At 40.3% G+C, this 26,465-nt stretch carries 29 protein-coding genes and 1 pseudogene; 24 read left to right on the top strand and 6 right to left on the bottom strand.

The window, feature by feature from the left end; genetic code table 11:
• Positions 1-45 precede the first annotated feature (45 nt).
• The 4 genes from ACMX3D_RS12870 (at position 46) to ACMX3D_RS12855 (ending at position 6,177) form a co-directional block, all read left to right on the top strand.
• Entirely contained in the window at positions 46-819 is a 774-nt protein-coding gene (locus ACMX3D_RS12870; protein ID WP_482751793.1) for a DUF928 domain-containing protein, read from the top strand.
• 79 nt (positions 820-898) lie between these two features.
• The gene (locus ACMX3D_RS12865) at positions 899-3,124 is read left to right on the top strand and encodes a CHASE2 domain-containing protein (protein ID WP_482751792.1); all 2,226 of its coding nucleotides are present in this window, start codon (positions 899-901) and stop codon (positions 3,122-3,124) included.
• A gap of 110 nt (positions 3,125-3,234) precedes the next feature.
• Positions 3,235-4,641 carry a folate/biopterin family MFS transporter gene (locus ACMX3D_RS12860; RefSeq protein WP_482751791.1) on the top strand — a complete coding sequence of 469 codons (1,407 nt, stop codon included), beginning with the start codon at positions 3,235-3,237 and terminating at the stop codon, positions 4,639-4,641.
• A gap of 45 nt (positions 4,642-4,686) precedes the next feature.
• The gene (locus ACMX3D_RS12855; protein ID WP_482751790.1) at positions 4,687-6,177 is read left to right on the top strand and encodes a carotenoid oxygenase family protein; all 1,491 of its coding nucleotides are present in this window, start codon (positions 4,687-4,689) and stop codon (positions 6,175-6,177) included.
• A gap of 176 nt (positions 6,178-6,353) precedes the next feature.
• Here the strand turns inward: ACMX3D_RS12855 and ACMX3D_RS12850 are convergent, their stop codons facing one another.
• A complete protein-coding gene (locus ACMX3D_RS12850; protein WP_482751789.1) occupies positions 6,354-7,214 on the bottom strand; it encodes a hypothetical protein in 861 nt (286 codons plus the stop codon).
• 295 nt (positions 7,215-7,509) lie between these two features.
• Between ACMX3D_RS12850 and ACMX3D_RS12845 the strand changes: the two are divergent.
• From ACMX3D_RS12845 to rpsN, 11 genes and pseudogenes are all read left to right on the top strand, one after another.
• Positions 7,510-7,671 (top strand): annotated as a pseudogene (locus tag ACMX3D_RS12845) (carotenoid oxygenase family protein); the annotation flags it as partial.
• A 195-nt stretch (positions 7,672-7,866) separates the two neighbouring features.
• Entirely contained in the window at positions 7,867-9,156 is a 1,290-nt protein-coding gene (locus tag ACMX3D_RS12840; protein ID WP_482751788.1) for a Glu/Leu/Phe/Val family dehydrogenase, read from the top strand.
• A gap of 219 nt (positions 9,157-9,375) precedes the next feature.
• A complete protein-coding gene (locus ACMX3D_RS12835) occupies positions 9,376-9,993 on the top strand; it encodes a nucleotidyltransferase family protein (RefSeq protein WP_482751787.1) in 618 nt (205 codons plus the stop codon).
• 110 nt (positions 9,994-10,103) lie between these two features.
• Positions 10,104-11,384: a serine--tRNA ligase gene (gene serS, locus ACMX3D_RS12830; RefSeq protein WP_482751786.1), complete on the top strand. Its 1,281-nt coding sequence runs from the start codon at positions 10,104-10,106 to the stop codon at positions 11,382-11,384.
• 117 nt (positions 11,385-11,501) lie between these two features.
• The gene (locus ACMX3D_RS12825) at positions 11,502-12,026 is read left to right on the top strand and encodes a hypothetical protein (RefSeq protein ID WP_482751785.1); all 525 of its coding nucleotides are present in this window, start codon (positions 11,502-11,504) and stop codon (positions 12,024-12,026) included.
• Between the two features lie 243 nt (positions 12,027-12,269).
• Positions 12,270-12,509 (top strand): type II toxin-antitoxin system Phd/YefM family antitoxin, encoded by a 240-nt coding sequence (locus ACMX3D_RS12820; protein ID WP_482751784.1) that lies wholly within the window; start codon positions 12,270-12,272, stop codon positions 12,507-12,509.
• Complete coding sequence (locus ACMX3D_RS12815; protein WP_482751783.1) at positions 12,506-12,769, top strand: Txe/YoeB family addiction module toxin; 264 nt, start codon at positions 12,506-12,508, stop codon at positions 12,767-12,769. Before ACMX3D_RS12820 ends, ACMX3D_RS12815 begins: the two co-directional genes overlap by 4 nt.
• Positions 12,770-12,830: 61 nt before the next feature.
• Positions 12,831-13,070 (top strand): hypothetical protein, encoded by a 240-nt coding sequence (locus tag ACMX3D_RS12810; protein ID WP_482751782.1) that lies wholly within the window; start codon positions 12,831-12,833, stop codon positions 13,068-13,070.
• A gap of 120 nt (positions 13,071-13,190) precedes the next feature.
• On the top strand, positions 13,191-14,264 hold the full coding sequence (rseP, locus tag ACMX3D_RS12805; RefSeq protein ID WP_482751781.1) for an RIP metalloprotease RseP: 1,074 nt from the start codon (positions 13,191-13,193) through the stop codon (positions 14,262-14,264).
• 253 nt (positions 14,265-14,517) lie between these two features.
• Entirely contained in the window at positions 14,518-15,186 is a 669-nt protein-coding gene (nth, locus tag ACMX3D_RS12800; RefSeq protein WP_482751780.1) for an endonuclease III, read from the top strand.
• Positions 15,187-15,258: 72 nt separating this feature from the next.
• Positions 15,259-15,561: a 30S ribosomal protein S14 gene (gene rpsN, locus ACMX3D_RS12795; protein WP_482751779.1), complete on the top strand. Its 303-nt coding sequence runs from the start codon at positions 15,259-15,261 to the stop codon at positions 15,559-15,561.
• A gap of 54 nt (positions 15,562-15,615) precedes the next feature.
• On the opposite strand, the gene ACMX3D_RS12790 is transcribed toward rpsN, so the two are convergent.
• On the bottom strand, positions 15,616-15,945 hold the full coding sequence (locus ACMX3D_RS12790) for a hypothetical protein (protein WP_482751778.1): 330 nt from the start codon (positions 15,943-15,945) through the stop codon (positions 15,616-15,618).
• Positions 15,946-16,049: 104 nt separating this feature from the next.
• On the opposite strand from ACMX3D_RS12790, the gene aat reads away from it, so the two are divergent.
• Positions 16,050-16,625: a leucyl/phenylalanyl-tRNA--protein transferase gene (aat, locus tag ACMX3D_RS12785; RefSeq protein WP_482751777.1), complete on the top strand. Its 576-nt coding sequence runs from the start codon at positions 16,050-16,052 to the stop codon at positions 16,623-16,625.
• Between the two features lie 113 nt (positions 16,626-16,738).
• Entirely contained in the window at positions 16,739-17,902 is a 1,164-nt protein-coding gene (locus ACMX3D_RS12780) for a hypothetical protein (RefSeq protein ID WP_482751776.1), read from the top strand.
• Positions 17,903-17,963: 61 nt separating this feature from the next.
• Here ACMX3D_RS12780 and ACMX3D_RS12775 read toward each other — a convergent pair whose 3' ends face one another.
• Both ACMX3D_RS12775 and ACMX3D_RS12770 read right to left on the bottom strand, forming a co-directional pair.
• The gene (locus ACMX3D_RS12775; RefSeq protein ID WP_482751775.1) at positions 17,964-18,773 is read right to left on the bottom strand and encodes a DUF3598 family protein; all 810 of its coding nucleotides are present in this window, start codon (positions 18,771-18,773) and stop codon (positions 17,964-17,966) included.
• Between the two features lie 83 nt (positions 18,774-18,856).
• Positions 18,857-19,759, bottom strand: a complete 903-nt coding sequence (locus tag ACMX3D_RS12770) for a cell division protein FtsX (protein ID WP_482751774.1) — start codon at positions 19,757-19,759, stop codon at positions 18,857-18,859.
• A 591-nt stretch (positions 19,760-20,350) separates the two neighbouring features.
• Here ACMX3D_RS12770 and ACMX3D_RS12765 point away from each other — a divergent pair.
• From ACMX3D_RS12765 to ACMX3D_RS12740, 6 genes are all read left to right on the top strand, one after another.
• Complete coding sequence (locus tag ACMX3D_RS12765) at positions 20,351-21,337, top strand: phosphate/phosphite/phosphonate ABC transporter substrate-binding protein (protein ID WP_482751773.1); 987 nt, start codon at positions 20,351-20,353, stop codon at positions 21,335-21,337.
• 145 nt (positions 21,338-21,482) lie between these two features.
• On the top strand, positions 21,483-22,208 hold the full coding sequence (locus tag ACMX3D_RS12760; RefSeq protein WP_482751772.1) for a phosphonate ABC transporter ATP-binding protein: 726 nt from the start codon (positions 21,483-21,485) through the stop codon (positions 22,206-22,208).
• Entirely contained in the window at positions 22,202-22,987 is a 786-nt protein-coding gene (gene phnE / locus ACMX3D_RS12755) for a phosphonate ABC transporter, permease protein PhnE (RefSeq protein ID WP_482751771.1), read from the top strand. Before ACMX3D_RS12760 ends, phnE begins: the two co-directional genes overlap by 7 nt.
• 78 nt (positions 22,988-23,065) lie before the next feature.
• Positions 23,066-23,347 (top strand): DUF433 domain-containing protein, encoded by a 282-nt coding sequence (locus tag ACMX3D_RS12750; protein ID WP_482751770.1) that lies wholly within the window; start codon positions 23,066-23,068, stop codon positions 23,345-23,347.
• 2 nt (positions 23,348-23,349) lie between these two features.
• On the top strand, positions 23,350-23,712 hold the full coding sequence (locus ACMX3D_RS12745) for a DUF5615 family PIN-like protein (protein ID WP_482751769.1): 363 nt from the start codon (positions 23,350-23,352) through the stop codon (positions 23,710-23,712).
• A 93-nt stretch (positions 23,713-23,805) separates the two neighbouring features.
• The gene (locus tag ACMX3D_RS12740; RefSeq protein WP_482751768.1) at positions 23,806-24,126 is read left to right on the top strand and encodes a hypothetical protein; all 321 of its coding nucleotides are present in this window, start codon (positions 23,806-23,808) and stop codon (positions 24,124-24,126) included.
• Between the two features lie 132 nt (positions 24,127-24,258).
• Here the strand turns inward: ACMX3D_RS12740 and ACMX3D_RS12735 are convergent, their stop codons facing one another.
• On the bottom strand, positions 24,259-24,942 hold the full coding sequence (locus tag ACMX3D_RS12735; RefSeq protein ID WP_482751767.1) for a (2Fe-2S) ferredoxin domain-containing protein: 684 nt from the start codon (positions 24,940-24,942) through the stop codon (positions 24,259-24,261).
• Between the two features lie 74 nt (positions 24,943-25,016).
• Positions 25,017-25,277 (bottom strand): Asr1405/Asl0597 family protein, encoded by a 261-nt coding sequence (locus tag ACMX3D_RS12730; RefSeq protein ID WP_482751766.1) that lies wholly within the window; start codon positions 25,275-25,277, stop codon positions 25,017-25,019.
• Positions 25,278-25,838: 561 nt separating this feature from the next.
• Here ACMX3D_RS12730 and dpsA point away from each other — a divergent pair.
• Positions 25,839-26,393: a DNA starvation/stress protection protein DpsA gene (gene dpsA / locus ACMX3D_RS12725; protein ID WP_482751765.1), complete on the top strand. Its 555-nt coding sequence runs from the start codon at positions 25,839-25,841 to the stop codon at positions 26,391-26,393.
• The last annotated feature ends 72 nt before the right edge of the window (positions 26,394-26,465 follow it).

The following is a 26,465-nucleotide window of genomic DNA, read 5'->3' as shown; positions in this document are numbered from 1 at the left end:
ATTTATCAGTTTTGGTAAATCTAAAACCAAGGCACTCTCACCAATATGAAAGGGATTAAATCGTCCGTACATTTTGCAGTCTTTTCGATACTGTGCTTAGATTTTCTGATAATTTCTAGTCTTACGGCACAGGTAAAAGCTGAATCTTTTTCTAGAGAAAAAACTTGGCAAATTAGTCAAGCATTTAAGCCACCAAAACGAGCAGATCCACCCCCAAGTGCTGGTGGTTCAACTCGTGGTTCTTCCTGCTTGAAAGGAAATAAGCCACTAACTTCTCTCCTACCGCCAAATAAACTAGGATTGACTTTAGCCGAACGTCCAACGTTTTACTGGTTTGTGCCTCAATCATCAGTCAAAACAGCAAAGTTTCTTCTCCTAACTGACAAAAACGAAAAAGTCGTCTATGAAACTACTTTGACGCTACCAAATAAACCAGGAATTATTAGTTTTACACTTCCTAATACTGCCCCAGAACTAGCAGTAGGTAAAAGCTATCACTGGTATCTGACAGTAGTTTGCAATTCTTTAGATTCCAGCATAAATCCTTGGGTAGATGGCTGGGTAGAACGCACTCTAGCAGAAGCACCTTTGTCAGAAAATCTAGCAAAGGCAAACCCACAAAAGTTACCTATTCTTTATGCAGAAGCTGGGATTTGGCATGACGCACTCACTACTTTAGTGCAGTTACGCCGCAATGATCCAAAAAATGTGAGAGCCAGAATCAATTGGTGGACATTCTTAAAATCAGTTAAGTTGACTGCACTAGCTTCAGAACAATTTATTGACTGCTGTACAAGTGAACAAGTGAGTAGGGAATAGAAGTCAAAATATAAAAGGCAAAAGTAAAAAGACTAACATCTTTTGCCTTTTTACTTTTTATTTTTTATCTTTAAATTTTATGATGTGGTCAAAACTTAAACCGCAAATTTGGCAATGGCGGGGTGTTTTATTTGCTGTTCCTAGTGTAACAGCTTTAGTAATTGGAATGCGGTTAACAGGTTGGCTGCAATTGATGGAATTAGTAGCTTTGGATCGTTTTTTTCAGCTACGTCCATCAGAACCAGTTGATAGCCGCATTGTAATAGTTGAAATTAATGAAGCAGATGTTCGCAAGCAAACGCAATGGCCGATGTCGGATGCAGCTTTAGCTAGTGTATTAGAGAAAATTAAGCAACAAAAACCAAGGGCGATCGGTTTAGATATTTATCGTGATTTACCTGTTAATCCTGGTCATCAAGCTTTAGTTAAGGTATTTGAATCTACGCCTAATATAATTGGGGTGCAAAAAGTCTCGGATACTGCTGATAGTTCCCCTGTTAATGCGTCTCCGGTATTGCAGCAACGCCATCAAATTGGGTCAAATGATTTGCCTATAGATGGAGATGGCAGAATTAGACGCGGATTGCTCTACGTTAATTTTAAAAATGACGAAGTTCTCGAAAGTTTTGCCTTGAAATTAGCTTTGTTGTACTTAAAACCAGAAGGTATTACAGAGAAAGCATCGGCGATTAACCCAAACTATTTGCAGTTAGGTAAAGGTATTTTTCCGATTTTTGAAGCTAATGATGGTAGTTATATTCGCGCGAATGCTGGTAGTTATCAAGTGCTGATCAACTACCGAGGACGAATACAACAGTTTCAGAAAATATCTTTGACAAAAGTCCAAGAAAATCGCATTCCACCAAACTTGATGCGGGATAAAGTTGTACTAATTGGCGCAACGGCTGAAAGTTTAAAAGATTTATTTTATACACCCTATAGTAGTAGTGTCTTTGCTGAACCAGAACGCATGGCTGGTATCACTATTCATGCAAATTTGATTAGTCAAATTTTGAGTGCAGCTATAGATGGTCGTCAACAAATTCAAAGTTTACCTGAACCGTTAGAATATCTGTGGATTTTGAGTTGGTCGATCGCAGGTGCAACTTTATGCTGGATACAGCGCCACAGTAGTCATCAAAAAATCCGTTTGCCGATCAATGTGGTGTTAACAACTGGGACTTTGGTTGGTAGTAGTTTTGTAGCTTTTTTATTCGGTTGGTGGATTCCGGTTGTACCGTCATTCTTCGCATTAGCAGGTTCAGCGATCGCAGTTACGCAATACATTGCTGAAAGTGCATCGGGAATGCGGAAAACTTTTGGTCGTTACCTCACAGATGAGGTAGTTGCTAATTTACTCGAAAATCCTGCTGGCTTAAAAATAGGTGGCGATCGCCGCAAAGTCACCCTGCTATTTTCTGACTTACGTGGATTCTCTGCCATGTCGGAACAATTGTCACCTGAACAAGTAGTGACTATTCTGAATTTTTATTTAGGAACGATGACCGAGGTCATTAATCAATACAAAGGTACAATTAACGAGTTCATGGGTGACGGTATCTTTGTGATGTTTGGTGCGCCGATTAACCGTCCTGATGATTCTCAAAGAGCGATTGCTTGTGCTGTGGCGATGCAATTAGCCATGCAGCAAGTCAATGAACACAATAAGCAAATGAATCTCCCTACCTTAGAAATGGGCATCGGGATTAATACAGGTGAGGTCGTTGCTGGTAATATCGGTTCGCAAAAACGCGCCCAATATACAGTTATTGGTAGCCATGTTAACTTGGCTTCCCGTGTAGAAACTTATACAGTTGGCGGACAAGTTTTAATTTCAGAAAATACCCGTCAAGATGCGAACATTGAATTGCAAATTGGCGGACAAATGCAAATCGAGCCTAAAGGCATCAAAGAACCGATTACAATTTACGAAATTCGCGGCGTTGGTGGTCAATATAACTTATTCTTGCCCAACGATGATGAAGGAATAGTCAATCTAAATGTGCCAGTCCTCATAGAGTATACAGTTTTACAAGGCAAACAAGCAGTTGGCGCAGTATTTCAGGGTGAATTGATCAGCCTTTCTGAAAAAGTTGCACAGATGCGATCGCTAAATTCCTTAGAAATCTTAAATAATCTCAAACTTAAATTACTAGGCACCGAACTCACCACAGAAGAATTTATTTACGCTAAGGTGATGAAAAAATCTGATATTGACGAACATATTGTGACAATTAGATTTACATCTGTGCCACTCAAGGCAAGCACAATTCTTAATAAATTGTCAATGGTCAATAGTCAATAGTCATTTGTCAAAAGGCAGAAAGCCAAAAGACAAAATTTCAGACCTCACACTTCACACTTCAGAAATCGATATTATAGAAAAGTAGACAAAACTTAAAAAATATTTATCAAATGCTCATTGACTCCTCTGGCTTGTCCAAGGTCAAAGACTCGATAACAGAAAAAATCTTCTTCGGCCATGAACCCAGTGCCGAGTTAATTGCTATTCTTAGCGTTTACTTTGTCCAAGGAATTTTAGGACTGGCGCGTTTAGCTGTTAGCTTTTTCCTCAAAGATGAATTATTGCTAAGTCCGGCTGAAGTTTCGGCAATGTTGGGAGTTGTAGCCCTACCTTGGATGATAAAGCCACTATTTGGCTTTATGTCCGATGGCTTGCCTATTTTCGGCTATCGTCGTCGCCCTTATTTAATACTGTCCGGGATATTAGGAGCTATTGCCTGGGTCAGTATGGCCACAATGGTTCATAGTAGCTGGGCAGCAACAATGGCGATCGCCCTGAGTTCACTTGCGATCGCTGTCAGCGATGTCATAGTTGATTCACTGGTCGTAGAACGAGCCAGAGTTGAATCTCAAGCAGATGCAGGCTCATTACAATCTTTGTGCTGGGGTGCAACTGCATTTGGAGGATTAGTCACAGCATACTTTAGCGGGATGCTCCTCGAACATTTCACCACCCGCACAATATTTTTAATTACCGCTAGTTTCCCGTTAATTGTTTCCGGTGTAGCTTGGTTAATAGCTGAATCTCCTGTAAATAAAGAAACTAACGATACTAATAACGCTAACTCCTTAGATATCCGGCATCAACTCAAACAGCTACGCCAAGCAGTCAGCCAAAAAACAATTTGGCTACCAGCCGCTTTCGTCTTTATTTTGCAAGCTACTCCGACTGCTGAATCTGCCTTTTTCTACTTCAGCACTAACGAACTCCACTTTGAACCAGAATTTTTAGGGCGAGTCCGTTTAGTAACAAGTTTGGCATCTTTAGTTGGCATTTGGATTTTTCAAAGGTTTTTGAAAAGCGTGCCATTCCGCGTCATTTTTGGTTGGAGTACCGTTATTTCAGCAGTTTTAGGCATGACAATGCTGCTTTTGGTAACTCACACCAACCGTGCTTTAGGTATAGATGACCGCTGGTTTAGTTTAGGAGACAGTCTCATACTCACAGTTATGGGACAAATCGCCTATATGCCAGTTTTAGTATTAGCAGCCAGACTTTGCCCCCCTGGAGTAGAAGCAACCTTATTCGCCTTGTTAATGTCAATCTTTAACTTAGCTGGAATGGTTTCCTATGAATTTGGAGCCATCATCATGCACTGGCTAGGTATCACCGAGAGTAACTTTGATTCACTGTGGATTTTGGTAATTATCACAAATCTCAGCACCTTATTACCACTAGCATTTCTTAATTGGCTACCAAAAGACGATACAAAAATCGAAGCGTTGCCAAGTAGTAGCGAACAACCATTCATACCAAATTTAATACTTCAAGAACAAGAATCACAAGTTATTGAATAAAACCTCTCTGCGCCTTTGCGTCTCTGCGTGAAAAAAATCAAAACTATGCAAAATTTAAAAAATCAAGAATTACAAAAATCCTACACCCGTGAAGATTGGCAAGGAGGATATCAATCCCTCACCCAAGAATTTGACTATTGGATTGATGATATAGAAGGACAAATCACTCCACAACTGCAAGGTACGCTATTTAGAAACGGCCCTGGCTTACTAGATATCAACGGACAACGCATTCATCATCCTTTTGATGGTGATGGAATGATTAGGCGCATCACCTTTACTAATGGTCGCGCCCATTTCCGCAACAGCTTTGTCCGCACCGAGGGCTACTTAGCAGAACAAAAAGCCGGAAAAATTCTTTATCGTGGTGTTTTTGGTACACAAAAACCCGGTGGTTGGCTGGCTAATATTTTTGACTTCAAACTTAAACATATTGCTAACACCAACGTTATTTATTTGGGCGATAAACTCTTAGCATTATGGGAAGCTGCTGAACCCTATCGCCTCGACCCCTACACCCTAGAAACATTGGGTAAAGAATATTTCAACGGTACGTTATCAGAGGGTGAAGCTTTTAGCGCACATCCCCGACTTGACCCTAGTTGCGAACAAGATGGTGGTCAGCCTTGCCTAGTCAATTTCTCAATTAAACCGGGATTATCCACCACGATTACCATTTTTGAGTTAAACTTAGCCGGAAAAATTATCAGAAAACACGCTCACAGCGTTCCGGGGTTTTGCTTCATTCACGATTTTGTCATTACCCCCAATTACTGCATCTTCTTTCAAAATCCCGTTGCTTTCAATCCCATACCCTTCGCCTTGGGAATGCGCGGTGCAGGCGAATGTATTAAAGTACAGCCAAATCAACCAACTAAAATTATTGTCATTCCCCGTTTTCCCCAGCTAGGACAAACAGAAGTCAAAATTTTAGAAACCACATCAGGGTTCATTTTCCATCATGTGAATGCTTTTGGTATGGGTGATGAAATTATTATTGACTCGATTTGCTACGATTCATTACAACAGGTAGAACCAGAAAGCGATTTTCGCCAAGTTAATTTTGACGCACTTGCGCCAGGACAACTTTGGCGGTTTTACCTCAACCTCAATGATGGAACAGTAAAACGAAAATTAATTGAAGCACGCTGTTGTGAGTTTCCCACCATCAATCCGGCGAAAGTAGGACGCACCTATCGATATCTATATACAGGTGCGGCTCATGCAGAGATGGGGAATGCTCCTTTGCAAGCTATCTTAAAACTAGACTGGGAAACAGGAGAAAGACAACTTTGGAGTGCTGCACCCCGTGGTTTTATGGGTGAACCGATTTTTGTTCCCCGTCCTGGTGCAGAAACAGAAGATGATGGCTGGCTGCTGGCTTTGGTTTATGATGCTGCGTATCGCCGTACAGACATAGTAATTTTAGATGCTAGTGATATCGCAAAAGGTGCGATCGCCCGTCTACATCTCAAGCATCATATTCCCTACGGATTGCATGGGAGCTTCACTTCGCAGGTGTTTTTGCCAGATTGATTCGTTGACGTTTTGTGGGTGTGAAACTTCCCTGACTAATTGGTGTTCATAAACTTACCCAAGCCAGCCTAAAGAACGCTCAAGAACTACAGGAGTGTGAAACTTCCCTGACTAATTGGTGTTCATAAACTGCCCAAGAGTAATGTTTTCGACATATGCTCTTGGGTTTTAATTTGTCATCTTCTCCTGCGCCGCCGCCTCGTGTAGTGATATGATGAACCACTGCTTCTGTAATGGACGTATGAACCGCCACCCCCAGAAAGAACTGAATCACAAGCCGTTCCGTTGCCGTCTCTGTCCAGTTGAGGATTAGCTGGTAAAGCTGCTTGAGCTTGCTCTTGCATGGCAAAATCCTCGCACTTAGCATCTTTGAGAGTGCTTGTGGTGACTTGTGGTTGAATTTGTGTGCCAGCCGTCTCATCAGGGTTAGAAAACGCTAGGCAAGATACAGATTCATCTTTGTACTCAACACACACGTCTTTGCCTGATTCGGGTGCAAGATTGTAATCCCGCCACAGGACTTTTTCAAACCCTGACTCAGCTTGTAACTCTAGAACCAATGGCTCGCCGTTGCCTTTTGCACCAGTGACGACGGAAACAGACTCAGGTTGAATTAAATCGGTATTGAGATACTGGCAGGTGGTATACAAGGCGATGCTGGCTCCGTTGATTGGAAGATAGCGATCGCTTTTACATACACTTGGGTCAAAGGTGACAAATTCAGGTGTGGGTGTTGGAGTTGCTTTTGCTGGCGTGGGTGTGGGCGTTGGGGTTGGTATTACCTCTTGTATTGGCGAGGGTTTCGCTTCTTGCACGGGTGCAGGCTTTGGCTTTGCAACTGGTGTAATTACTACTGGCTCAGGTTTCGGGGCAAAAACGAGCATTCCAATAAAGGAAAGAACAAAAGCAGACAGATAAATCTCAGTGCTTTTGCGTCGAGTGCGCTTTTCCCCACGAAGCACCAGTTTTGGGTTAATCAGTCCAGTAGCAAAGGCAATAATGGAAGCAAAATTAACTAATAAAAGTAGACCAAACATTGAATGACTCACTCATATAATGAGCTTGTCATAACTTACACTTTAAAATTTCAGTGTGATTTAATACTGAATATTGATGAAGAAAGAAAAATAGATTGCACTTAAATCAATTATTCAGAGAAGATTTAATCTAATTACAGGTCAGTGTATCAAAACACTCCGAGTCGCTCACCTCTACAACTGCATCAATCTTAGTGCTACTATAAATGTAACATTAGCTTAGTTGTAAACACATAAGATTATAAAAGTCGTAGAGTCAGAGCAAAGATAGTATTTGGCAAAGATGCAGATACATCTATTAGTTTTGGTTTATGATGCTGCGTATCACCGTACAGACGTAGTAATTTTAGATGCTAATGATATCGAAAAACGTGCGATCGCCCGTCTGCATCTCAAGCATCATATTCCCTATGGATTGCATGGTAGCTTCACTTCTCAGGTGTTTTTGCCAAATTGATCCCTAATTTCTAAATATTGATCCTTAACAGTTTATAAACCATAGTTCACAGTTTTACCGTTGAACTGTGGTTTTTTTAACAAAAAATTAAATTGTAACAAAAACTACAGAATTTTCTTACTTTTTGAATATAGAGGATAAGCTAGGCATATATGTATCCAGTTCGCAAAGATACCGCGATTAGGAGAAACTTTTATGATTGCAACACCTACAATGCCGCTGGAAGCCGCTACGCCAGCACATATATGTCCATTCGATCAAGCTTGTAGCTACTTAGAAGCTGCCGCGAAAGAATTAAGGTTAGATCAAGGTGTACTAGAAATTCTCAGCCACCCGCGCAAGGTTGTGACAGTTTCAATTCCGGTGAAACTAGACAATGGCGAAGTGCGGGTATTGGCGGGACATAGAGTACAACACTCTGATATATTAGGCCCCTACAAAGGTGGAATTCGTTATCATCCAGCTGTTACACTGCGGGAAGTCTCAGCACTAGCAATGTTGATGACTTGGAAATGTGCATTATTGGGTATTCCCTATGGTGGTGCTAAGGGAGGTATTGCAATAGATCCACAACATTATAGTGTTGGGGAATTAGAACGCATTACACGTCGTTACACCAGCGAATTAATCAAAGATATTGGCCCTTCACTAGACATCCCCGCACCAGACATGGGTACTTCTGCCCGTGAAATGGCTTGGATGATGGATACTTATTCAGTGAATGTTGGTCATGCTGTACCAGGGGTTGTGACTGGTAAACCGCTTTCCGTTGGTGGTTCCCTTGGTAGAGAAAAGGCAACTGGACGCGGCACAATGATTATTGTGCGTGAAGCTTTGGCAGACCAAGGTAAAACATTAGAAGGAATACGAGTCGTTATTCAAGGTTTTGGTAATGTTGGTAGCGCAGCTGCCGAATTATTACACCAAGCAGGAGCGAAAGTAATAGCTGTTTCCACAGTTACAGGTGGGGTATATTCGCCCGATGGGTTGGATATCCCGACTTTAAAAGCTTACGCTGCCGAAAATCATCACAATCTTATTGATTTTCCACACACTAGAGCAATTAGCAATGCCGAATTACTGACTTTGCCTTGCGATGTTTTAATTCCGGCTGCTTTAGAAAACCAAATTACTGAAGAAAATGTCCATCAAGTACAGGCGCAAATTATTGCCGAAGCAGCCAACGGCCCTGTGACTCTCGAAGCCAACCGAGTTCTAGAAGCGCGGGGTGTGACTGTGCTACCAGACATTTTGGCGAATGCTGGGGGTGTGGTAGTGAGTTATCTGGAATGGGTGCAAGGTTTGTCTTACTTATTCTGGGATGAGGAACGGGTCAACCGCGAAATGGAACATTTGATGGTGCAAGCTTACCATCAAGTGATTCAGCAATCAAAAGTGCGGCAAGTTCCATTACGATTAGCAGCTTATACTTTGGGTGTAGGAAGAGTAGCACAGGCATTAAGCGATCGCGGTCTGTATCCTTGATAATTTAATACATCTCAACTAAAAAACTATATTGAGGTGTGCCTCATCAGCTAACAAAAATCAGTCTTTGCACTGAGTTTTTGGAGTTCTCAAGTTAACTACTTCCCTACCAGTAAAAGATTACTGAGTGTTAACAAGAAGTCTGGCAAGTTTAAACTATGTCAGGCTTCTAATTTTTTTGGTGCATCGCTCAGGTGCAATTCATGGAGAGAAAATACCATGTCTGGTGTCGGTTTAATTATTCTCGCAGCTGGTGCATCTACTCGGATGGGAACACCTAAACAACTACTAAAGTATGGTCAACAGAGTTTAATTCGTCACATAGTGGAAGTAGCGATCGCCTCTGTTTGTCAACCAATTATAGTTGTACTGGGGGCATACGCTGAACGCATTCAACCAGAGCTTGACTCACTACCAGTACATATTGTCGAAAATCCTCTTTGGGATGAGGGAATGAGTACCTCAATTCGTCTGGGTGTAGAAACCTTGCATACCATCAATCCAGACGCAGAAGCTGTTGTTATCATGCTGTGCGATCAACCTTTTGTCAGTCCGCAACTCATCAATCAGCTAGTTGAAGTGCATCAAACTGATCATAAGCTAATTGTCGCTTCCGAATATGCTTCTACTCTGGGCGTTCCCGCCTTATTTCATCGCGCTTTATTTGCCCAATTAACTACGCTCAGTGGTGTAGCAGGTGCAAAACAGATCATCAAAAACTATGTCCAAGAAGTGCTGGCAATTCCATTTCCCAAAGGTTTAATCGACTTGGATACACCGAAAGATTACGAACAGCTACTGACAGAAAATCATCAACCCACAATTACGCCAATTTGACATTTGATAGATTTTTCCAGTTTCAGCCAGCCAAAATTAATATATGCTGAAACTTTGTATGTTAACTGTATTGATCAAGAAGATTCTAGGCTAGAAACTGAGAAAAATCTGTGCTGGATATTAAGCAAATACGGGAAAATCCGCAATTAGTTCAAGAACGGTTGAATAGTCGTAGCGGTAATTATGACATTCAGCCGATATTAGACTTAGACAAGCACCAACGAGAATTGGAGATGAACCGCAGTCAACTCCAAGCTCGGAGTAACGAAATTGGTAAACTTGTCGGGCAGAAGATGAAATCTGGTGTTAACCCTCAAGACCCAGAAATTCAGGCTTTGCGTGATGAGGGTAACTCAATTAAAGCTCAGTTGAGTGAACTAGAGCCAAAAGAAAAAGAACTGAAAGCTGAAATTACACAGCTGATACTTGCTCTACCCAATTTACCTAGTGACTCTACACCTGTAGGTAAAAGTGAAGAAGAAAACATAGAAGTAAGGCGTTGGGGTGATGAATATCTACCCCATAACCCCAATATTCTTCCCCATTGGGAAATTGGCGAAAAGCTGGGTATTCTCAATTTTGAGCGTGCTGTCAAAGTTGCCCAAAGCCGGTTTGTGAATCTGGTAGGGGCTGGTGCAGCGTTAGAGAGAGCATTAATTAACTTTATGCTGAAGACGCAAACCGAAGCTGGCTATGTAGAAGTTAGTCCGCCGTTGTTAGTGAATACTGATTCTTTAACAGGAACAGGTCAATTACCGAAGTTTGCCGAAGAAAGTTTTAAATGCGCTGATGATGAATTGTGGCTGATTCCTACAGCAGAAGTTCCCGTTACCAACCTTTACCGGGGAGAAATTTTGGCCGCGGAAGATTTGCCTATTTACCACTGTGCTTACACTCCCTGTTTCCGGCGAGAAGCGGGAAGTTATGGGCGGGATATGCGCGGTTTAATTCGGCTGCATCAATTTAATAAAGTTGAATTAGTGAAAGTTGTTCATCCCAGTTCTTCGTTTGATGAATTAGAAAAATTGGTAGGGAATGCAGAAGCAATTTTACAAGCTTTAAAATTACCTTACCGTGTGATTAATCTCTGTACAGGTGATTTAGGTTTCGGAGCAACAAAAACCTACGATTTAGAAGTTTGGTTACCATCTTCTGGGAAGTATCGAGAAATTTCCAGTTGTTCTAATTGTTTTGATTTCCAAGCCCGACGGGCAGATATTCGCTTTAAAGAAGCGGGTAAAAAAGGAACGCAGTTTGTCCATACTCTCAACGGTTCCGGCTTGGCTGTGGGAAGAACTATGGCTGCTATTTTGGAAAATTATCAACAACCAGATGGCAGCATAAAAATACCAGAAGCACTGCAACCTTATCTAGGACGTGAGGTGTTGTAGTTAAATATCTGAGGAACAAGTAGAGGCGTTACCTAAAACGTCTCTACAGTTTTGTATGAATTTGTAGAAAAATCAAACATAGATTGTATAGACTACTACATTATCAGGTTATTTTTAGTGCAAATGTACGACTCGTGGAAAGTCAAGCGTTGGGATACGCCAATTGCTGATGTAATTTCATTGGTGATGGTTTCGTTGATTGACGATGGAATGCTAAATATCACGATTGAAGCACCTCGATTATCAAATCGACCTCGTTGGTGTTTCACCTTTGAAAAATATCCGGCTTATCGCAATATTCTTGAAGAATACCGCCTGAGTTTATGGAAACATCTAGATGAATCAAATCAACGCTATGGTAACACCTTTATTGTTGAAAATTCACCCTGGATTGCTTCGTTCCAATCTCAGGAACCACTTTTGGAATTGTATCATCCACATCTAATGCACTATGTAATCTTAACTGAGGATGATGTTATCGAGGTATTAGCACCTTCTGTAGAAGTGACCTATTTAGGAGATACTGACATAGATGAAGCAAAAGCTGGTAAATCAATAGTTTTTTATAATCCAACTGATAGAGAACAAATTGCAAAAGAATTTAAAGAAATCGTTGAAAGCCAGAAAAATAGCCAAGAGTAGAATATTGAAATTTGCGTAGTGCGTTAGATGGATTAACTATTACATCACTCGGATGTTAGATTGCAAAAAAACCGAAAAACTAAAGTTTGATCGTTCATTTCGTAGTTGCGTATCTAGACTAAAATGTTGAATTAGACTTAGATGAAATTAACCGCCGAGATGAAACATGAAGGTAATCGAGTTGTTTCTATCCCCTTTCATACTGGTAAAAAAATTGGCAAAGGGCTATTGTAAGGATAAAGGATGATGATTCCAATTAATGAAGCTCAACAGCGGTTACAGGATTTAATTGATTCCGTCAATCAGTCCCATCAACCTATTATTATTGCAGGCAATAATAGTAACGCAGTGCTGTTATCTGAGGCAGATTGGGCATCTGTACAAGAAACTCTCTATCTTCTGTCAATTCCAGGGATGCGCGAATCAATTCGGGAAGGATTAGCAACACCGATTGAGGAGTGCAGTCGGGAGTTAGAGTGGTGAGTTGGGAACTAGTTTACACTAAACAAGCACAGAAAGATGCTAAGAAACTAGCTGCAAGCAATTTACAAGATAAGGCGCAAACGTTACTCGATATCATTCAAAGTAATCCGTTTCAGAATCCACCACCTTATGAAAAGTTAGTAGGAGATTTAGAAGGTGCGTACTCTCGCCGAATCAACATTCAGCATCGTTTGGTATATGAAGTGATTGAATCCGAGAATACGGTAAAAATTTTGCGGATGTGGACGCATTATGAATAGTGTAATGCTTGGGTTGGGCGTAGCGATCGCTCACAATATAATCAACAGAGAGCAAAAGTAAATGAAAACATTAGAAATAATTGTCAGTATAACTAGCGATCGCAAGTTGTTAATCAGTTCTTCTGTAGATTTGCCTGTGGGTGACTATCATGCTGTCCTAGTCATAGAAGACCAACCAATCCAAGATAGTGTTAAAACTTCGGTTCAAAATGCTCAGGCTATTTTTAGAAAATATATTCCTGCTAGTAGAAAACTTTCACAAGAGTTGATTGAGGAGCGTAAGTTAGGAGTGGTACGTTAGTGCATGGGTGTAACTTGTAACACAAATCACCTGATATTGTAGGTTGCTTTAAATCTGTGCGTCCGTTCACCAACTACTACAATAAAAATATATATCCGAATATTTTGACTAATTTGCTTTATGTCAGTTTTAGCAGCGATCGCAGTCTTGGCTGTTTTAATTTTGGTACACGAACTGGGACACTTTATAGCCGCAAGGTCTCAAGGCATTCATGTTAACCGCTTTTCTTTGGGTTTTGGCCCGGTTTTGTGGAAATACCAAGGAACGGAAACCGAATATGCTGTCCGTGCCTTTCCCTTGGGTGGCTTTGTGGGCTTTCCCGATGATGACCCAGATAGTGAAATTCCACCCAACGACCCGAATCTGCTGCGTAACCGTCCAATTTTAGATCGGGCGATCGTCATCAGTGCGGGAGTCATAGCAAATTTAATATTTGCCTATTTAGTGCTAGTTCTACAATTGGGTATTGTAGGCATACCAGAAAAGTTCAATTATCAACCAGGCGTAATTGTTCAACCGGTTAATGAACAATCTATTGCTTATCAAGCCGGAATTAGAGAAGGTGATATTGTTCTAGCAGTTAATGGTCAAGAACTGCCTGCTTCGGAAAAGTCCACAGCTATATTGACCAAAGAAATTCAAACTCATCCCAATCAGCAAATTGAACTCAAAGTTCAGCGGAAAAATGAACAACTTTCTCTGAATTTAACCCCATCAAAAGGTGCTGATGGTAAAGGTATGGTGGGCATTCAACTAGGGCCAAATGGTAAACCTGTTTTTCGTAGTCCCCGCACTCCTTTCGAGATTTTTGGTATTGCTGCTAACCGCTTCCAACAACTATTTATTGGTACACTCAACGGTTTTGGTCAGTTAATTACCAACTTCCAACAAACCATTGGACAAGTTTCGGGGCCAGTTAATATTGTCAAAGTTGGTGCTAAATTAGCTGCTGATGACAGTACTAATTTGCTATCTTTTGCAGCCATTATCAGCATTAACTTAGCCATTATCAATATCTTGCCTTTACCTGCATTGGATGGCGGACAATTAGCTTTTCTATTGATTGAAGGTTTGCGCGGTAGACCCTTACCTAGCCGTGTTCAAGAAGGTGTGATGCAAACAGGCTTAGTCCTACTTTTAGGATTAGGAATTTTCCTAATTGTTAAAGAAACCATCCAGTTAACTACTCAGTAGAAATGGGTGCAAAAATTGCCTCAATGCGCTCAGACTTAAGTCTGGCGCTACCTCAACAAAGCCTGCCTATGCAGGCTAATTTATTTTTTACCTACTTTTGGCTATATACAGCGTATTTCAGGTAAATGAGGTACAAGCGTAAAAACCAAAACCATGTAGAGACGTTACATGTAACGTCTCTACAGTATTCCAAAAATATGCAAACTGCTGTATTTCTAAACTACGAATTACGAATTACGAATTATGAATTAGCATGGTAACTACTCGCAAATCTCCATCGAAAAAACAAAGGGCATTAGAAATTCTCCATCGCCTCAAGCATTTGTATCCAGATGCAACTTGCTCATTAAACTACTCAACTCCTGTACAACTACTAGTTGCCACAATTCTCTCGGCTCAGTGTACAGATGAGCGCGTCAATCAAGTGACACCAGCTTTATTTAATCGTTTTCCCGATGCAGCCAGTTTAGCTAATGCTGATTTAGAAGAGTTAGAAAACTTGGTGCGTTCTACAGGGTTTTATCGCAATAAGGCAAAGAATATTCAAGCAGCCTGTCGGATGATTGTGACTGAGTTTGATTCGGTTGTTCCTAATCAAATGGAGCAGTTATTAAAATTGCCTGGTGTGGCTCGAAAAACAGCAAATGTAGTTCTAGCTCATGCTTATGGGATAAATGCTGGGGTGACTGTAGATACTCACGTTAAGCGTCTCAGCCAACGCTTGGGTTTAACTAAGTATTCTGAACCCGTCAAGATAGAACAAGATTTGATGAAGTTATTACCGCAGCCAGATTGGGAAAATTGGTCAATTCGGCTGATTTATCATGGCCGTGCTATTTGTAAAGCCCGTTCTCCAGCTTGTGCAGCTTGTCAACTGGCTGATTTATGTCCTACTGCTCACAAAGTGATTACAATAGGCTAGACAAAATAAAGAGTTTTCCTAGAATTGATGTGGACACTGTAGAATGGAAAATGCTGTCTTTATTTAGAATGTATGGCGAAGAAAAGTATGATTGAGCGCGAGAAAAAACGCGCCAAGTTAGTGGCCAAGTATGCCGAAAAGCGGGAAGCTCTGTTAGAAGAGTTCCAACAGGCAGAATCTTTAGAAGAGAAACTGGATGCTCACCGCAAAATCCAACAACTACCTCGTAACAGTGCGCCCAACCGTCGCCGCAATCGCTGCTGGGTAACTGGTCGTCCCAGAGGTGTTTACCGCGACTTTGGACTGTCTCGGAACGTTCTGCGGGAGTGGGCGCACGAAGGTTTGTTACCTGGAGTGGTTAAGTCTAGCTGGTAGTCATTAGTCATTAGTCAATGGTCAAAATATGGACTGTTGACTTTGGACTTTACTTTATTGACCGCAGCAACGGTCTATCCCCAGACTTTCTAAGAGTAGATCGCTGACGGCGTTAGCGATCGCAAACTCTCCATAAAAGCTTTTGGAAAAATCAAACCCTTGCATCTCTGTGACAATGGCAATTACCAGAGAACCTAAGTCGTTTTCTCCTTCCATGCGTTGACGCACAAAGATTTGCGCTGCTCGTTGGGCAATTTTTTGGTTGATTGCTTCGGGGATAAATTCTGCATCTAGCCATCGTAACAAGCGCTCTTGTAACCACTCACCTTCAAGGATGGGGTCGTTAGCTGGTGGTAGGGTGATGGATGGGATTGGTTGTGTCATCTTTTTAAACGCAGAGTAACGCTAGATATATCCCAGAGGAGCGCAGAGGATGGCGATCGCATCAGATTGCGTTCCTCTGATATTTTTTATTTTTAATTTGATCTATGCAATATGATATCGCTGCTATTATTCAAGGCTATGCTCAAGGCTATTTTCTCATGGCTGACGACAATGATGGCTTGGGTTGGTATGGTAGCCGCGATCGCACTTTGATTCCTTTAGATGAGCGATTCCGCTATCCTAAGTCGTTGCAGCGTGTGTTGAATCAAGAACGGTTTACAGTAGCAATTAACCGTGATTTTTCGGCTGTTGTTGATGGCTGTGCGAACCGGGAAACAACTTGGATTTCGGATGAATTAAAAGAAATTTACTTTTTACTGCATGAGACAGGTTTTGCTCATAGTTTTGAAACTTGGCAAGGTGATGAACTCGCAGGCGGTATTTTAGGAATTGTGATTGGTGGTGCTTTCATCGGGGAATCGATGTTTTACCGCATTCCCGAAGGCTCAAAGGTGGCAATGGTAAAGTTAGTAGAACGATTGCGCCAAAGGCAATTTGTGCTGTTTGATGCTCAAATGATGAACCCGCATTTGGAAAGATTTGGCGCTTATGGTATTGGCAATAAAGAATACCAAGCTTTACTTCAGAAAGCATTGCAGCGTCGCTGTTCTTTGGTGTAACATATCACATAAATATTTATAAATTTTTGATTTTTCAGGTATTAAGCTCATAATATCCAGAAAGTTTCCGTTTAATACTGTAAATGCCATAAATTAAATATTCCGAAATAAAAATGAATAATAAAGAGCAAGATAGTAAATGTCTTTATGAAAAACAGCTAGAGAAAACTAAGGATTCAGATATTCGTGGATCTTTGAAGTTAGAAGCCTCAACATCTAAGCCTCTTACCTCTGCTGGTGAGGAAATTTCTATTTATGTCATAATCAGAAATCCATTTGCTGTCCCTGTTAGAATCTTAAGTACTGAGACACATATTCCGGTTGACATTAATGATCAACTAGCTAAGAAGAGATACAGGAAAAAAATTGAAGAATCCAGACGTAAAATTCTAGAAGAAATAAAAGATAGACTTAATCAAGAAGCAAAAGAAAATAAAAATAAGTTGATAGGAATCAAGAAAGTATTACAAGCTACTTTTATTCAATGCATATTTTATTTACAAGACATATTTCAAACTTTTCTTTCTCTTGAGCTTGTTCAAATATTAGGAATATTTAGATATTTTAAAGCTGAATCTGATGAAAGAGTAGCTGTAGCTGTTAGCCCAGAAGAAGAGGAATCAGTCGGTAGCTTGCGACTTAATGCACCTATAGTCAATTTAAAATCTAGTCAGGCAACTTTCAATGCCTACTCAACAAGTAAGGTTCAAGTAAATAGTGATTCTTCAAGTGTAACGTTTAACTTATACGGTGAAAATGAAAACTATGTCGAGGACAATAAAAACGATGCAGGAGTTTCAGGTAAGTTTGGAATACAATTGTATCCAGGAGATTCTCTAGTAAAACATTTTGTATTAAAGACTAGAATATGGCTTTTTTTTAGTCCTGTTAGTCATACTTTTCAAATACAAGTTCGTTACAGAATCGATGATAGGGATCATATAGATACAATTCCATTTTCTGTAGATATAAGATCACCAATGCGCTCTTCGATCATTGGTGCAATTATTGGTAGTATCTTAGGATTTGTTGTTAGTGATAATAAAAACTCCATTGACTTCTCATCTAGCAGTTTTTGGTTGTCTGTATCTCGAACAATAATTTTTGCTCTAATTATTATTGTTGCATTTGCTCGTAAAAGTAACGTTCAGCAAGTTGTGTCAGTCGAAGACTTTTGGGGCGGTTTATTTACAGGTTTTCTGGTTGGATATTCAGGAGATGCTTTTATCAAATCGATCTTAGGTTTAGGAAATGGCGAGAGTTCAGGGACTAAATAATAAAAAAGAAAAAACATAAATAATTTTTCTCACAATATTTGCTTAATTGTCATAACCACTATTACACCTTTTGTTCAGTTACCAAAGTTAGGCTTACCCATTCACCTTTATCGCTGTAGCTGCGAACCATACGCTGACGCAGATTAGGTTGAATTAACCAACCTACTTCTAAAAATAAGGGTTGGCGTAACTTCACTTGCAATGGAGATGTTGCGGAAGCACCGTTAGGTAATAGTAAAACTTGCACTTGCTTTTGTGGGTCTTGGTCGAAGAGAATGGTAGAACCTATGATAGTGGCAGTTGAAGTGATGGTGCGTTCCCCAAAAGTCAAACTCTGCATTAATCGTCCAGTATTATCCAAATGTAATTTTAAAGTTGAAGAGTAAGTGTCGGGCGATCGCCAGTCAGGATATATTGTAATCGCCTCACCGCGCCATTCTCCCAACAAATCATCTACTGATAAGCGAGGATTTTCTACTTGTTCGGTTCCGGCTAAATGTTCACGAATTAAAGTTATTTTATCTAACTGACCGTTTTTATCAAATATTTGCACTAAACGTAAGCGGCGATTTTCATGAATTAAACCGAGTTCTGCACCAAATTCTGTAAATGGTGCTAACTGAATGGAACCTTGTGAAAATGCACCAGTTTCAAAAAAAAGTGTACTTTTAGATAGAGAACTGTATTCTAAAATTAAATCTTCTTGCTCTTCGCGGCTAACAATTTGGCGGATGGTTTTATTTTCGTTCAATCCTTCCAAGGAAACAACGCTTTTGATATCTTCTATAAGCATACCTTGGGGTGAAAATCGAGTGAATGAACCTTGCCATTCACCGAGATTTTGCAATAAAGATTCCCATTGAGATTTCATAGTAATTTAGTCCTTTGTCATTAGTCATTTGTGATTTACTAAAGCTAATCAATAACTCTTGACCATTGACAATTGACTCTTGACTATGCTTTAGCAAATCGATGTACAGCAAACAAGCTTCCTATTAATCCTACCGTTGCACCGAAACTTAAAAGAATCAGGGGTAATAATAAGATTTGTGAGGGTGCAAGTTGCAAACCATTGGCAATGAATTGGATAAACTCTGGTTGATTAGCTAGTAACTTGCCTAAAAACTGTTCAATTACCGAAATAAAACTCCATGCGATCGCACCGCCAACCAAGCCAAAGGAAATTCCTTGTAAAATAAACGGGAGATAAATCCAAGCGGAAGTTGCGCCTACTAGTTGCATAATCTCAATTTCGCGTCGTCGCGCCAGCACAATTAGGCGAATGGTGGTGGTAGTAACCGCGATCGCAGTTAAAGTCAGGATACTAGTAATGGTCACAGTAAACCAGTTCAAACCTCGATGCAACTGAGCGATGCGTTTGACAGCTTCATCTACATACTGCACAGTATCAACTCCGCGCAATTTGGCCAAATTTGTAGCTAAAATCGGTACTGCTTGAGAGTTACGTGCTTTGACTTTCATCTCATCAACTAAAGGATTTTCCCCTAGTTGTTGGGTAGCACCGTCAATATCAGCAATTCCCAAATCCTTGACTAATTTTGCCCAAGCTTCTGCTTTGGGAATGGTTTGCATCGCCACAACTTCCGGCATTTTTACTACCAAATGCTCGATGCTTTTAGCTTCGACTCCTGGTTCCAAATATACTGAAACTTCTAACTGGCTACCGAATTGATTGAGGAGTTTTTCAACTTGCCAAGAAGTTTGCAGACTCAAGCCGAACAGAAATAGTAACACCGCAACAGTACTGACAGCTGCCCAATTCATCCAACCACCGCGCAACAACCCCAAGAAAGTTTCTTTCAGTAAATAGTCAAGTTTAGTAAGAAATTTGAACACGGATGACCCCAATATCTAAAAACTAATTTGTAATTCGTAATTCATAATTCGTAATTCAAAAAGTCAGATTTTAGCTAGGTTTCCAAGTGTAAATCTGTTGTCCTATACCTGAAGAATTGGAATTACATCACTCTTTATACTCGACGTAATGAAATTTACCAATGCCATTTTTACCAAAAAATTGCTGGGGAAAATCGTTTGGCAGCATTCGCTAGGTATAACACGCGCATAAAATGTATAAAATAGTATCGCAGACTTTTGCCAAAGAGTAATCGTCTTGATCGCAAATTAAATTTTAAGTGTGATTTTATACTTAATTTATATAGATGCCAAATTGTTAACTACGAAATTCTCTACAGCTAATCAGGTAAAAATCTCACAACCAAATACCAAATAAGAATAAGTTCTCCCCTACTTTCTATTGAGAAGCTAATTAATAGCCTGTTTTTTGCTATCTTTAGCACTCATCTTTAACAAGTGATTACACGATTAATATTGACTTTTATTCCTAAAAGTTCTAGATTCTTTCTTTAAAGTAGTTGAAATTTTTTATCAAAAATACTGCTAATAGTTCCTAACGGAGAGTTAGAAATGAGTGTGAGTAAAAAGGGCGTTTTGGGTGCTGGCGCTGCGTTTGCGGCGTTAACAGGTTTGGTAGTCGGCACTTTTGGGGCAATGCAGACAACGAATGCTAATGCGAACTCCATTCCTAATCAACAAGCGCCACGCTTACTTGCCCAAGCCAAAAGACTCAAAAACCTAACAATAATTTTTCCTAGTCGTTCTGACTCTACAGATTTGCAAAATAAAGCCAACGCTGTAGCAAAATTTCTCTCTAACGAGTTAAAAATTCCCGTTAAAGCACAGATTGGTGATGATACTGCGGCGGTGGAAGCTTTGAGAGCCAATCGTGCTGATGTAGCTTTTTTAAGCAGCCGTCCGGCTTTGAAAGCGGAACAGTTGGCAAATGCTAAGTTGTATTTAGCAGAAGTCCGTGACAATTATTCTGGTAGATACACTTATAACTCAATATTTGTTGTTCCCAGTAATAGCCCTCTGAAAACTAGAAATAATGCCAAAGCAACACTAGGACAACTGCGGGGTAAGCGAATGGCGTTTACTTCTCCAACTTCTGGTTCAGGGTTTATTTTTCCAGTCAGTGAGTTGGTGAAGCAGGGATTTGTACCTGACCGCGATCGCCTCGACGGTTTCTTTGGTCAAGTTGCTTATGGTGGTAACTATAGTAAAGCTTTACAAGCAGTAGTACGCGGTCAGGCTGATGTAGCAGTTGTTTCAGAATATGCTATGTTCTCTCCGTATATCACCGCAGAAGAAAAAAGCAAGTTGCGCATACTGCATAAAATTTCTGGTGTTCCCGCCCACGGTATCGCCATTGATGATGATGTAGCAGCCCCAGACAGAGAAAGATTAATCAACGCTTTGCTAAAGCTAAATCAATCACAAAACAACCAACTACTACGTAACTTATACAACTCCACCGAATTGGTAAGAGTTGATCATAATCGTCACCTTGCACCAGTTCGTGATGCCCTCACTCGGATTGGGATTGCACCTTAATTAATAGTGCTGAGTTCTGAGTGCTGAGTTCTGAGTTCTGAGTGAAGCAAAACTACTTAGTATTTAAATATTCTGTGTATATTTCGCATCTGGTTAACTCAGCACTTTCAACTCAGCACTCAGCACTTTTAGAGAGAAGTATAAGATGAGTAATTTTGTAATTGAATGTCATAACCTAGAGACAGCTTATGCTGCATCTCTAAATCGTCCTATCTTGAATGGTATTAGTTGCCAAATCAAACAGGGTGAGTTTGTTGTTTTACTGGGACTCAATGGTGCAGGGAAATCGACGTTATTGCGATCGCTTGTCGGATTAGTCCCCTTCACCAAAGGAGAAATTCAAATCAATGGTGTCACAATGTCTCCCCGCACACTGCCAAAAATCCGGCGTGACGTTGGGATGTTATTTCAGGGAGGCGGATTAATTCGGCAGTTGTCAGCAATTGATAATGTATTGTGTGGCAGACTTGGCGTAAGGACAACTTGGCAGACATTATTTGGATTTCCTGGGCGCGATCGCCTTTTGGCAATGGATTTACTCGCGCAGTTGGGTTTAAAAGAACAAGCTTATCAAAAAACCAGTCAACTCAGTGGTGGACAACAACAACGAGTTGCGATCGCCCGTGCATTAATTCAATCACCGCAGATTCTCTTAGCCGATGAACCGATTACAGGTTTAGATGTTGTCGCCTGTCAACAGGTGATGGAAACTCTATCAGAATTACACCAGCAAGGCATGACGATTGTGACAGTGTTGCACGATTTAGGCATAGCCGCAAAATATGGTCAACGTGCGATCGTTTTAGAAGCGGGACGCATTGTTTACGACGGACTTTGTGAAAACTTGCAAGCCCAATTTGTCAAATGTTAAATTCAAAAATTCTTCACCGTTACCCTTGGATGAGTCCCCTACTCATCCTTTTAATTGTTGTTGTAGTTTATGCTTGGGCTTTGCGAGGTATCAAAGTCGATTTTGAATTACTGACATCTAGCTGGCCTTACATCACCGATTTTGTTTCTCGCTTATTTCCCCCAGATACCACAGTTGTAGATATCGCAATTAAGGCATTAATTGAAACAATCCAAATGTCTTTGTGGGGAACCACCATTGGCGCAATTTTATCTTTACCCATCGCTGTAGCTAGTGCTAGTAATGTTGCGCCGCGTTGGTTGCAATGGTTAGCCAACTTATTGCAAAACGCTGTGCGTTCCGTACCTTCCATCATTTTAGGTTTGATTTTCGTCGCCGCCACTGGCTTAGGCGCACCCGCCGGAACTTTAGCCTTAGCAATTTACACTATTGGCTATTTAGCAAAGTTTTATCAACAAGCAATTGAAGCGGTGAACGCCAAGTCTCTAGAATCTTTGCAAGTCATGGGTGCATCCAGATTTCAGATTGTGCAGTACGGCATCTTACCCCAAGTTTTACCTTTGGGATTAGGTTACACCTTATGGATGTTTGAGTATAATATCCGCGCCGCTTCAGTATTGGGTGTAGTTGGTGCAGGTGGAATTGGCTTTCAACTCAAGAGTTACATTGATGGGTTCGAGTACAACAAAGCCACAACCATGATGCTTGTGCTGTTAGTAATTGTGACTGTGATTGATGCTTTTAGTAGTAAATTGCGTCAGCGATTAGATTCTATGTAGCTTGACAAGTATTTTGTGCGATCGCACTTCCAGAGGTGTAGATTGATGATTAAAGGGCAAAACAAAGGAATGTAGTGGATGCAAACTATTACTGACATTGGTACACTAATTTTTCGCACACCAGATACTCTTGGTGGCCGCCCTTGCATCGCAGGAACCAGAGTATCTGTGCAACGAGTTGCAGCTTGGTACAAAATGGGGCTGAATGCGGAAGAAATCGTGGAACGAATGGGAAATTTGACTTTAGCACAAGTATATGCTGCCTTAACTTACTACCACGCTAATCGAGAGGAAATTGAAGCTTACCTCACGGCTGAGAAGTCAAGCTATGAACAACTTGCTGACCAGATGCCTCACTAAGTATGAGTGAAATACGACTGTTAATTGATGAGGATGCGATGGATCATAGATTCGTCGGGGCATTGAGAGCAAGAGGAGTAGATGTGACAACTGTTGGTGAGCTAACAACAACTGGTTTCAGAGATGAGGAACAGTTAGCGATCGCCACTGAACAGCAACGTGTTTTTTATACATTTAATGCTGGTGATTTCTGCCAGTTGCATAGTGTTTACATGACCGAAAACAGAAATCATTCAGGTATTATTATTTCGACGCAAGACTATTCAGTAGGTGAGCAGATGCAGCGAGTTTTGAAATTAATGGCAACTAAATCTGCTAAAGAAATGGAGAATCAGCTAGTTTTTCTGAGCGCTTATCGTGGATAGTAAGTTGATTAGTGTGTATATCTATAATGTAATGATTCGTTACATACTTACATACAGATTAAAAGTTAAAGGCTTCACAATTAAAAAGCTAATATGGCACTGAACGACTTTAGATCAGTATTTTTACCTTACTGTCTGGACAAGCAATCTGATGGACGATACGTGGTGTTGAACAGAGAATATAAGCCTATCGGCTTTAAGACTACAGAAAACATTGAATATGAAGACTATCCTATTTGTGTTGAATTAAAAGGTATAACTTCAACAACAGCAGCAAAGCTCTCTTATAAGGGAGATCCAAATACAGACAGAATTTATCTATACAATGATGGCTGTGTCCCTACCAAAAGTGCTGAACATATGAAGAGTTATCTTAAACGTTTAGAAATTCTGGCAAAGCTTAAAGTTGACTAGTTCAGCAACTGCAATTATTTTTACCTAAAAACTATATTAAATAACCCAGCTATAACTCTTGCAAACTTTTTGCATAAGTTATAGCCGAGTTTTGAGGGAACACACTAATCTTTTAACTTTAAGATTTTCTCATTAAATTGTGGAAATTTTTGCAGAATCTTTATTGAAATTAGAGATATTTATTGCTAATCCTTCTAAATTAGAAGATTGCTTATCTTCAGGCTTGTCAGCAAAATGCTTATCCATCAGTGTGGAAACTTGGGATGCTTGAATGCGGCTGTAGCGGGTTTTATCTGGCATCACTATATTAGGGCCAGCTTTGCAGTTTTTCATGCAGCCTGTCCCTTTGATGGTAACTTGGTCTTCTAAACCGCGATCGCTTAGTGCGGCCTCAAAAGCCTGACAAACTCCTTTACCACCACGTTTCCAACAGTCCGACTTTTGGCACACAAGAATTGTTTGTTTTGCTTTGGCTGGTTTTGCCTTAACATCATTTCTGACAGGTGGTTCCTGTAATGCAGTGCTAGTCGAAACTCTGCCTAAATCAGACCGCGCCGCCATTACACGTTCTGCTTTCAGCGTCAACTCATCTTTTTTTCCGTCGTATTTTTTTGTACCAACAACTTGCAGCCAAGTACCTTTTGGTAAGCGCCAATCAAAAGCAATCCTTAAATGTTTAGCTAGTTTTACGTAGCATTCACCCTCAGAAGTATCTAATTTTAAACCTTTTAGCTTATAACCATCTTTAATAACAAAATCTATAAATCTGCCTTCCAGGCAAAACTCTGTAATTTCTGTACTGTAGATTGTACCCATATTTTTTGCCCTATTTTTTACCAAATAATTCTGTTCTAACTACGAGAGCGACTCTAGACATCTGTCCTCAGTTATTACTTTTGGTAACGACTGTGCCAGCTATTCTCAAGAATCTGAATCAGATTTTGACGACAATCTGTAAATCGTCGCATTACGCACCAAAATTGCACCATTGCTAAAGGGTTAGCAATTTCAACTTGCAATGGCTGGTTAGTCTCACAGCAACAGGGAATATCTAGCTCGTGTAAACGTTGATAGACTTGCCAGCGGTCTGCCCAATTAACTTCAACAACGTACTTCTGGTCTAATTCTGAACCGGAACTAAACGATTTCAAGAGACGAACCCTCAAAAGTGCGACAAACTTGCAGTAACTAGCGTGCTTTAGCTCCCTGATTTTTAGAATTTTGGGAGTACAGCCTCTTTAAATAAGGATAACCTAAGTGCGAACAATTCTCAGTTATTCGCCAGAAAAAATATGAAAATTTCTCATTAATTCTGCTGATAACAACAAGCTCAACAGCTTATGTCATCAACTTTTGACCTTATTCAGGATTTCGCAAAATTTGCATGAAAAGTTTTTTGACGGGGTATGTCAGGTATTGGCTACCAGATATTGAAAAGCAGAAACAAAGCAGGGTGTAAGGGTAGATGGAAGAAACAAAGTCAGATTTTCCCTGACTTCCTGCGCCCGCAGTTAACAAAGTGCATCTTATGGTAGTAGCTACCCGCTATGTAGTGGGTATAGATTGATTCTATTAACAGTAAAAATTTGCAATTTTAATAACAAAAAATTTAGAAATTTATGATATTCTTTGAGCTTGTTTCTATTTTTAGAATGTTAATATGTAGAAACTAAACAGTTAAAAACTATAACTGTGAAAAAGCGAGGAGAACCATGTCTGATACACAAACTTTGTTACAAAACTTTGGTCAGGTTTATGACAATCCTGTATTGTTAGACCGCAGTGTTACTGCTCCAGTTACAGAAGGATTAAACGTCATATTAGCTAGTTTTCAGGCACTCTACTTGCAGTACCAGAAACATCATTTTGTAGTTGAAGGTGCAGAATTTTACTCATTACATGAGTTTTTCAACGATAGTTATAACGAAGTACAAGACCACGTTCATGAAATTGGCGAAAGACTTAATGGATTAGGTGGTGTACCAGCTGCTTCTTTCAGCAAATTGGCAGAATTAACCTGTTTTGAGCAAGAGTCTGATGGGGTATATTCTTCCCGTAAGATGGTAGAAAATGACCTAGCAGCAGAACAAGCTATCATTAACATTATTCGCCGCCAAGCCGCTCAGGCAGAGAGTTTGGGCGACAGAGGCACACGTTATTTGTACGAAAAAATTCTGTTAAAAACAGAGGAACGAGCTTATCATTTAGCTCATTTCTTGGCAAAAGACAGTTTAACCTTGGGTTTTGTACAGCCTGCTCAAAACTAGAAATTTTATCATCTAGTTCAGCCTCTATAAGGCTGAGACAAAATCTCACAAGTCGGAATATTAAGAAAAAGT

This window comes from Anabaena sp. TISTR 8404, assembly GCF_056847745.1.
This window is presented reverse-complemented; position numbering and strand designations above follow the sequence as displayed.

Excerpts from the sequence above, each read along its gene's own strand:
- ACMX3D_RS12760 (WP_482751772.1), top strand. The coding sequence starts at position 21,483 with ATGAGTAATTTTGTAATTGAATGTCATAACCTAGAGACAGCTTATGCT.
- ACMX3D_RS12775 (WP_482751775.1), bottom strand. The coding sequence starts at position 18,773 with ATGAAATCTCAATGGGAATCTTTATTGCAAAATCTCGGTGAATGGCAA.
- ACMX3D_RS12740 (WP_482751768.1), top strand. The coding sequence starts at position 23,806 with ATGGCACTGAACGACTTTAGATCAGTATTTTTACCTTACTGTCTGGAC.
- ACMX3D_RS12745 (WP_482751769.1), top strand. The coding sequence starts at position 23,350 with ATGAGTGAAATACGACTGTTAATTGATGAGGATGCGATGGATCATAGA.
- ACMX3D_RS12860 (WP_482751791.1), top strand. The coding sequence starts at position 3,235 with ATGCTCATTGACTCCTCTGGCTTGTCCAAGGTCAAAGACTCGATAACA.
- phnE (WP_482751771.1), top strand. The coding sequence starts at position 22,202 with ATGTTAAATTCAAAAATTCTTCACCGTTACCCTTGGATGAGTCCCCTA.
- dpsA (WP_482751765.1), top strand. The coding sequence starts at position 25,839 with ATGTCTGATACACAAACTTTGTTACAAAACTTTGGTCAGGTTTATGAC.
- ACMX3D_RS12790 (WP_482751778.1), bottom strand. The coding sequence starts at position 15,945 with ATGACACAACCAATCCCATCCATCACCCTACCACCAGCTAACGACCCC.
- nth (WP_482751780.1), top strand. The coding sequence starts at position 14,518 with ATGGTAACTACTCGCAAATCTCCATCGAAAAAACAAAGGGCATTAGAA.
- ACMX3D_RS12865 (WP_482751792.1), top strand. The coding sequence starts at position 899 with ATGATGTGGTCAAAACTTAAACCGCAAATTTGGCAATGGCGGGGTGTT.
- ACMX3D_RS12870 (WP_482751793.1), top strand. The coding sequence starts at position 46 with ATGAAAGGGATTAAATCGTCCGTACATTTTGCAGTCTTTTCGATACTG.
- ACMX3D_RS12850 (WP_482751789.1), bottom strand. The coding sequence starts at position 7,214 with ATGTTTGGTCTACTTTTATTAGTTAATTTTGCTTCCATTATTGCCTTT.
- ACMX3D_RS12835 (WP_482751787.1), top strand. The coding sequence starts at position 9,376 with ATGTCTGGTGTCGGTTTAATTATTCTCGCAGCTGGTGCATCTACTCGG.
- ACMX3D_RS12750 (WP_482751770.1), top strand. The coding sequence starts at position 23,066 with ATGCAAACTATTACTGACATTGGTACACTAATTTTTCGCACACCAGAT.
- rpsN (WP_482751779.1), top strand. The coding sequence starts at position 15,259 with ATGGCGAAGAAAAGTATGATTGAGCGCGAGAAAAAACGCGCCAAGTTA.
- ACMX3D_RS12780 (WP_482751776.1), top strand. The coding sequence starts at position 16,739 with ATGAATAATAAAGAGCAAGATAGTAAATGTCTTTATGAAAAACAGCTA.
- ACMX3D_RS12765 (WP_482751773.1), top strand. The coding sequence starts at position 20,351 with ATGAGTGTGAGTAAAAAGGGCGTTTTGGGTGCTGGCGCTGCGTTTGCG.
- rseP (WP_482751781.1), top strand. The coding sequence starts at position 13,191 with ATGTCAGTTTTAGCAGCGATCGCAGTCTTGGCTGTTTTAATTTTGGTA.
- ACMX3D_RS12810 (WP_482751782.1), top strand. The coding sequence starts at position 12,831 with ATGAAAACATTAGAAATAATTGTCAGTATAACTAGCGATCGCAAGTTG.
- ACMX3D_RS12840 (WP_482751788.1), top strand. The coding sequence starts at position 7,867 with ATGATTGCAACACCTACAATGCCGCTGGAAGCCGCTACGCCAGCACAT.
- ACMX3D_RS12735 (WP_482751767.1), bottom strand. The coding sequence starts at position 24,942 with ATGGGTACAATCTACAGTACAGAAATTACAGAGTTTTGCCTGGAAGGC.
- ACMX3D_RS12820 (WP_482751784.1), top strand. The coding sequence starts at position 12,270 with ATGATGATTCCAATTAATGAAGCTCAACAGCGGTTACAGGATTTAATT.
- ACMX3D_RS12855 (WP_482751790.1), top strand. The coding sequence starts at position 4,687 with ATGCAAAATTTAAAAAATCAAGAATTACAAAAATCCTACACCCGTGAA.
- aat (WP_482751777.1), top strand. The coding sequence starts at position 16,050 with ATGCAATATGATATCGCTGCTATTATTCAAGGCTATGCTCAAGGCTAT.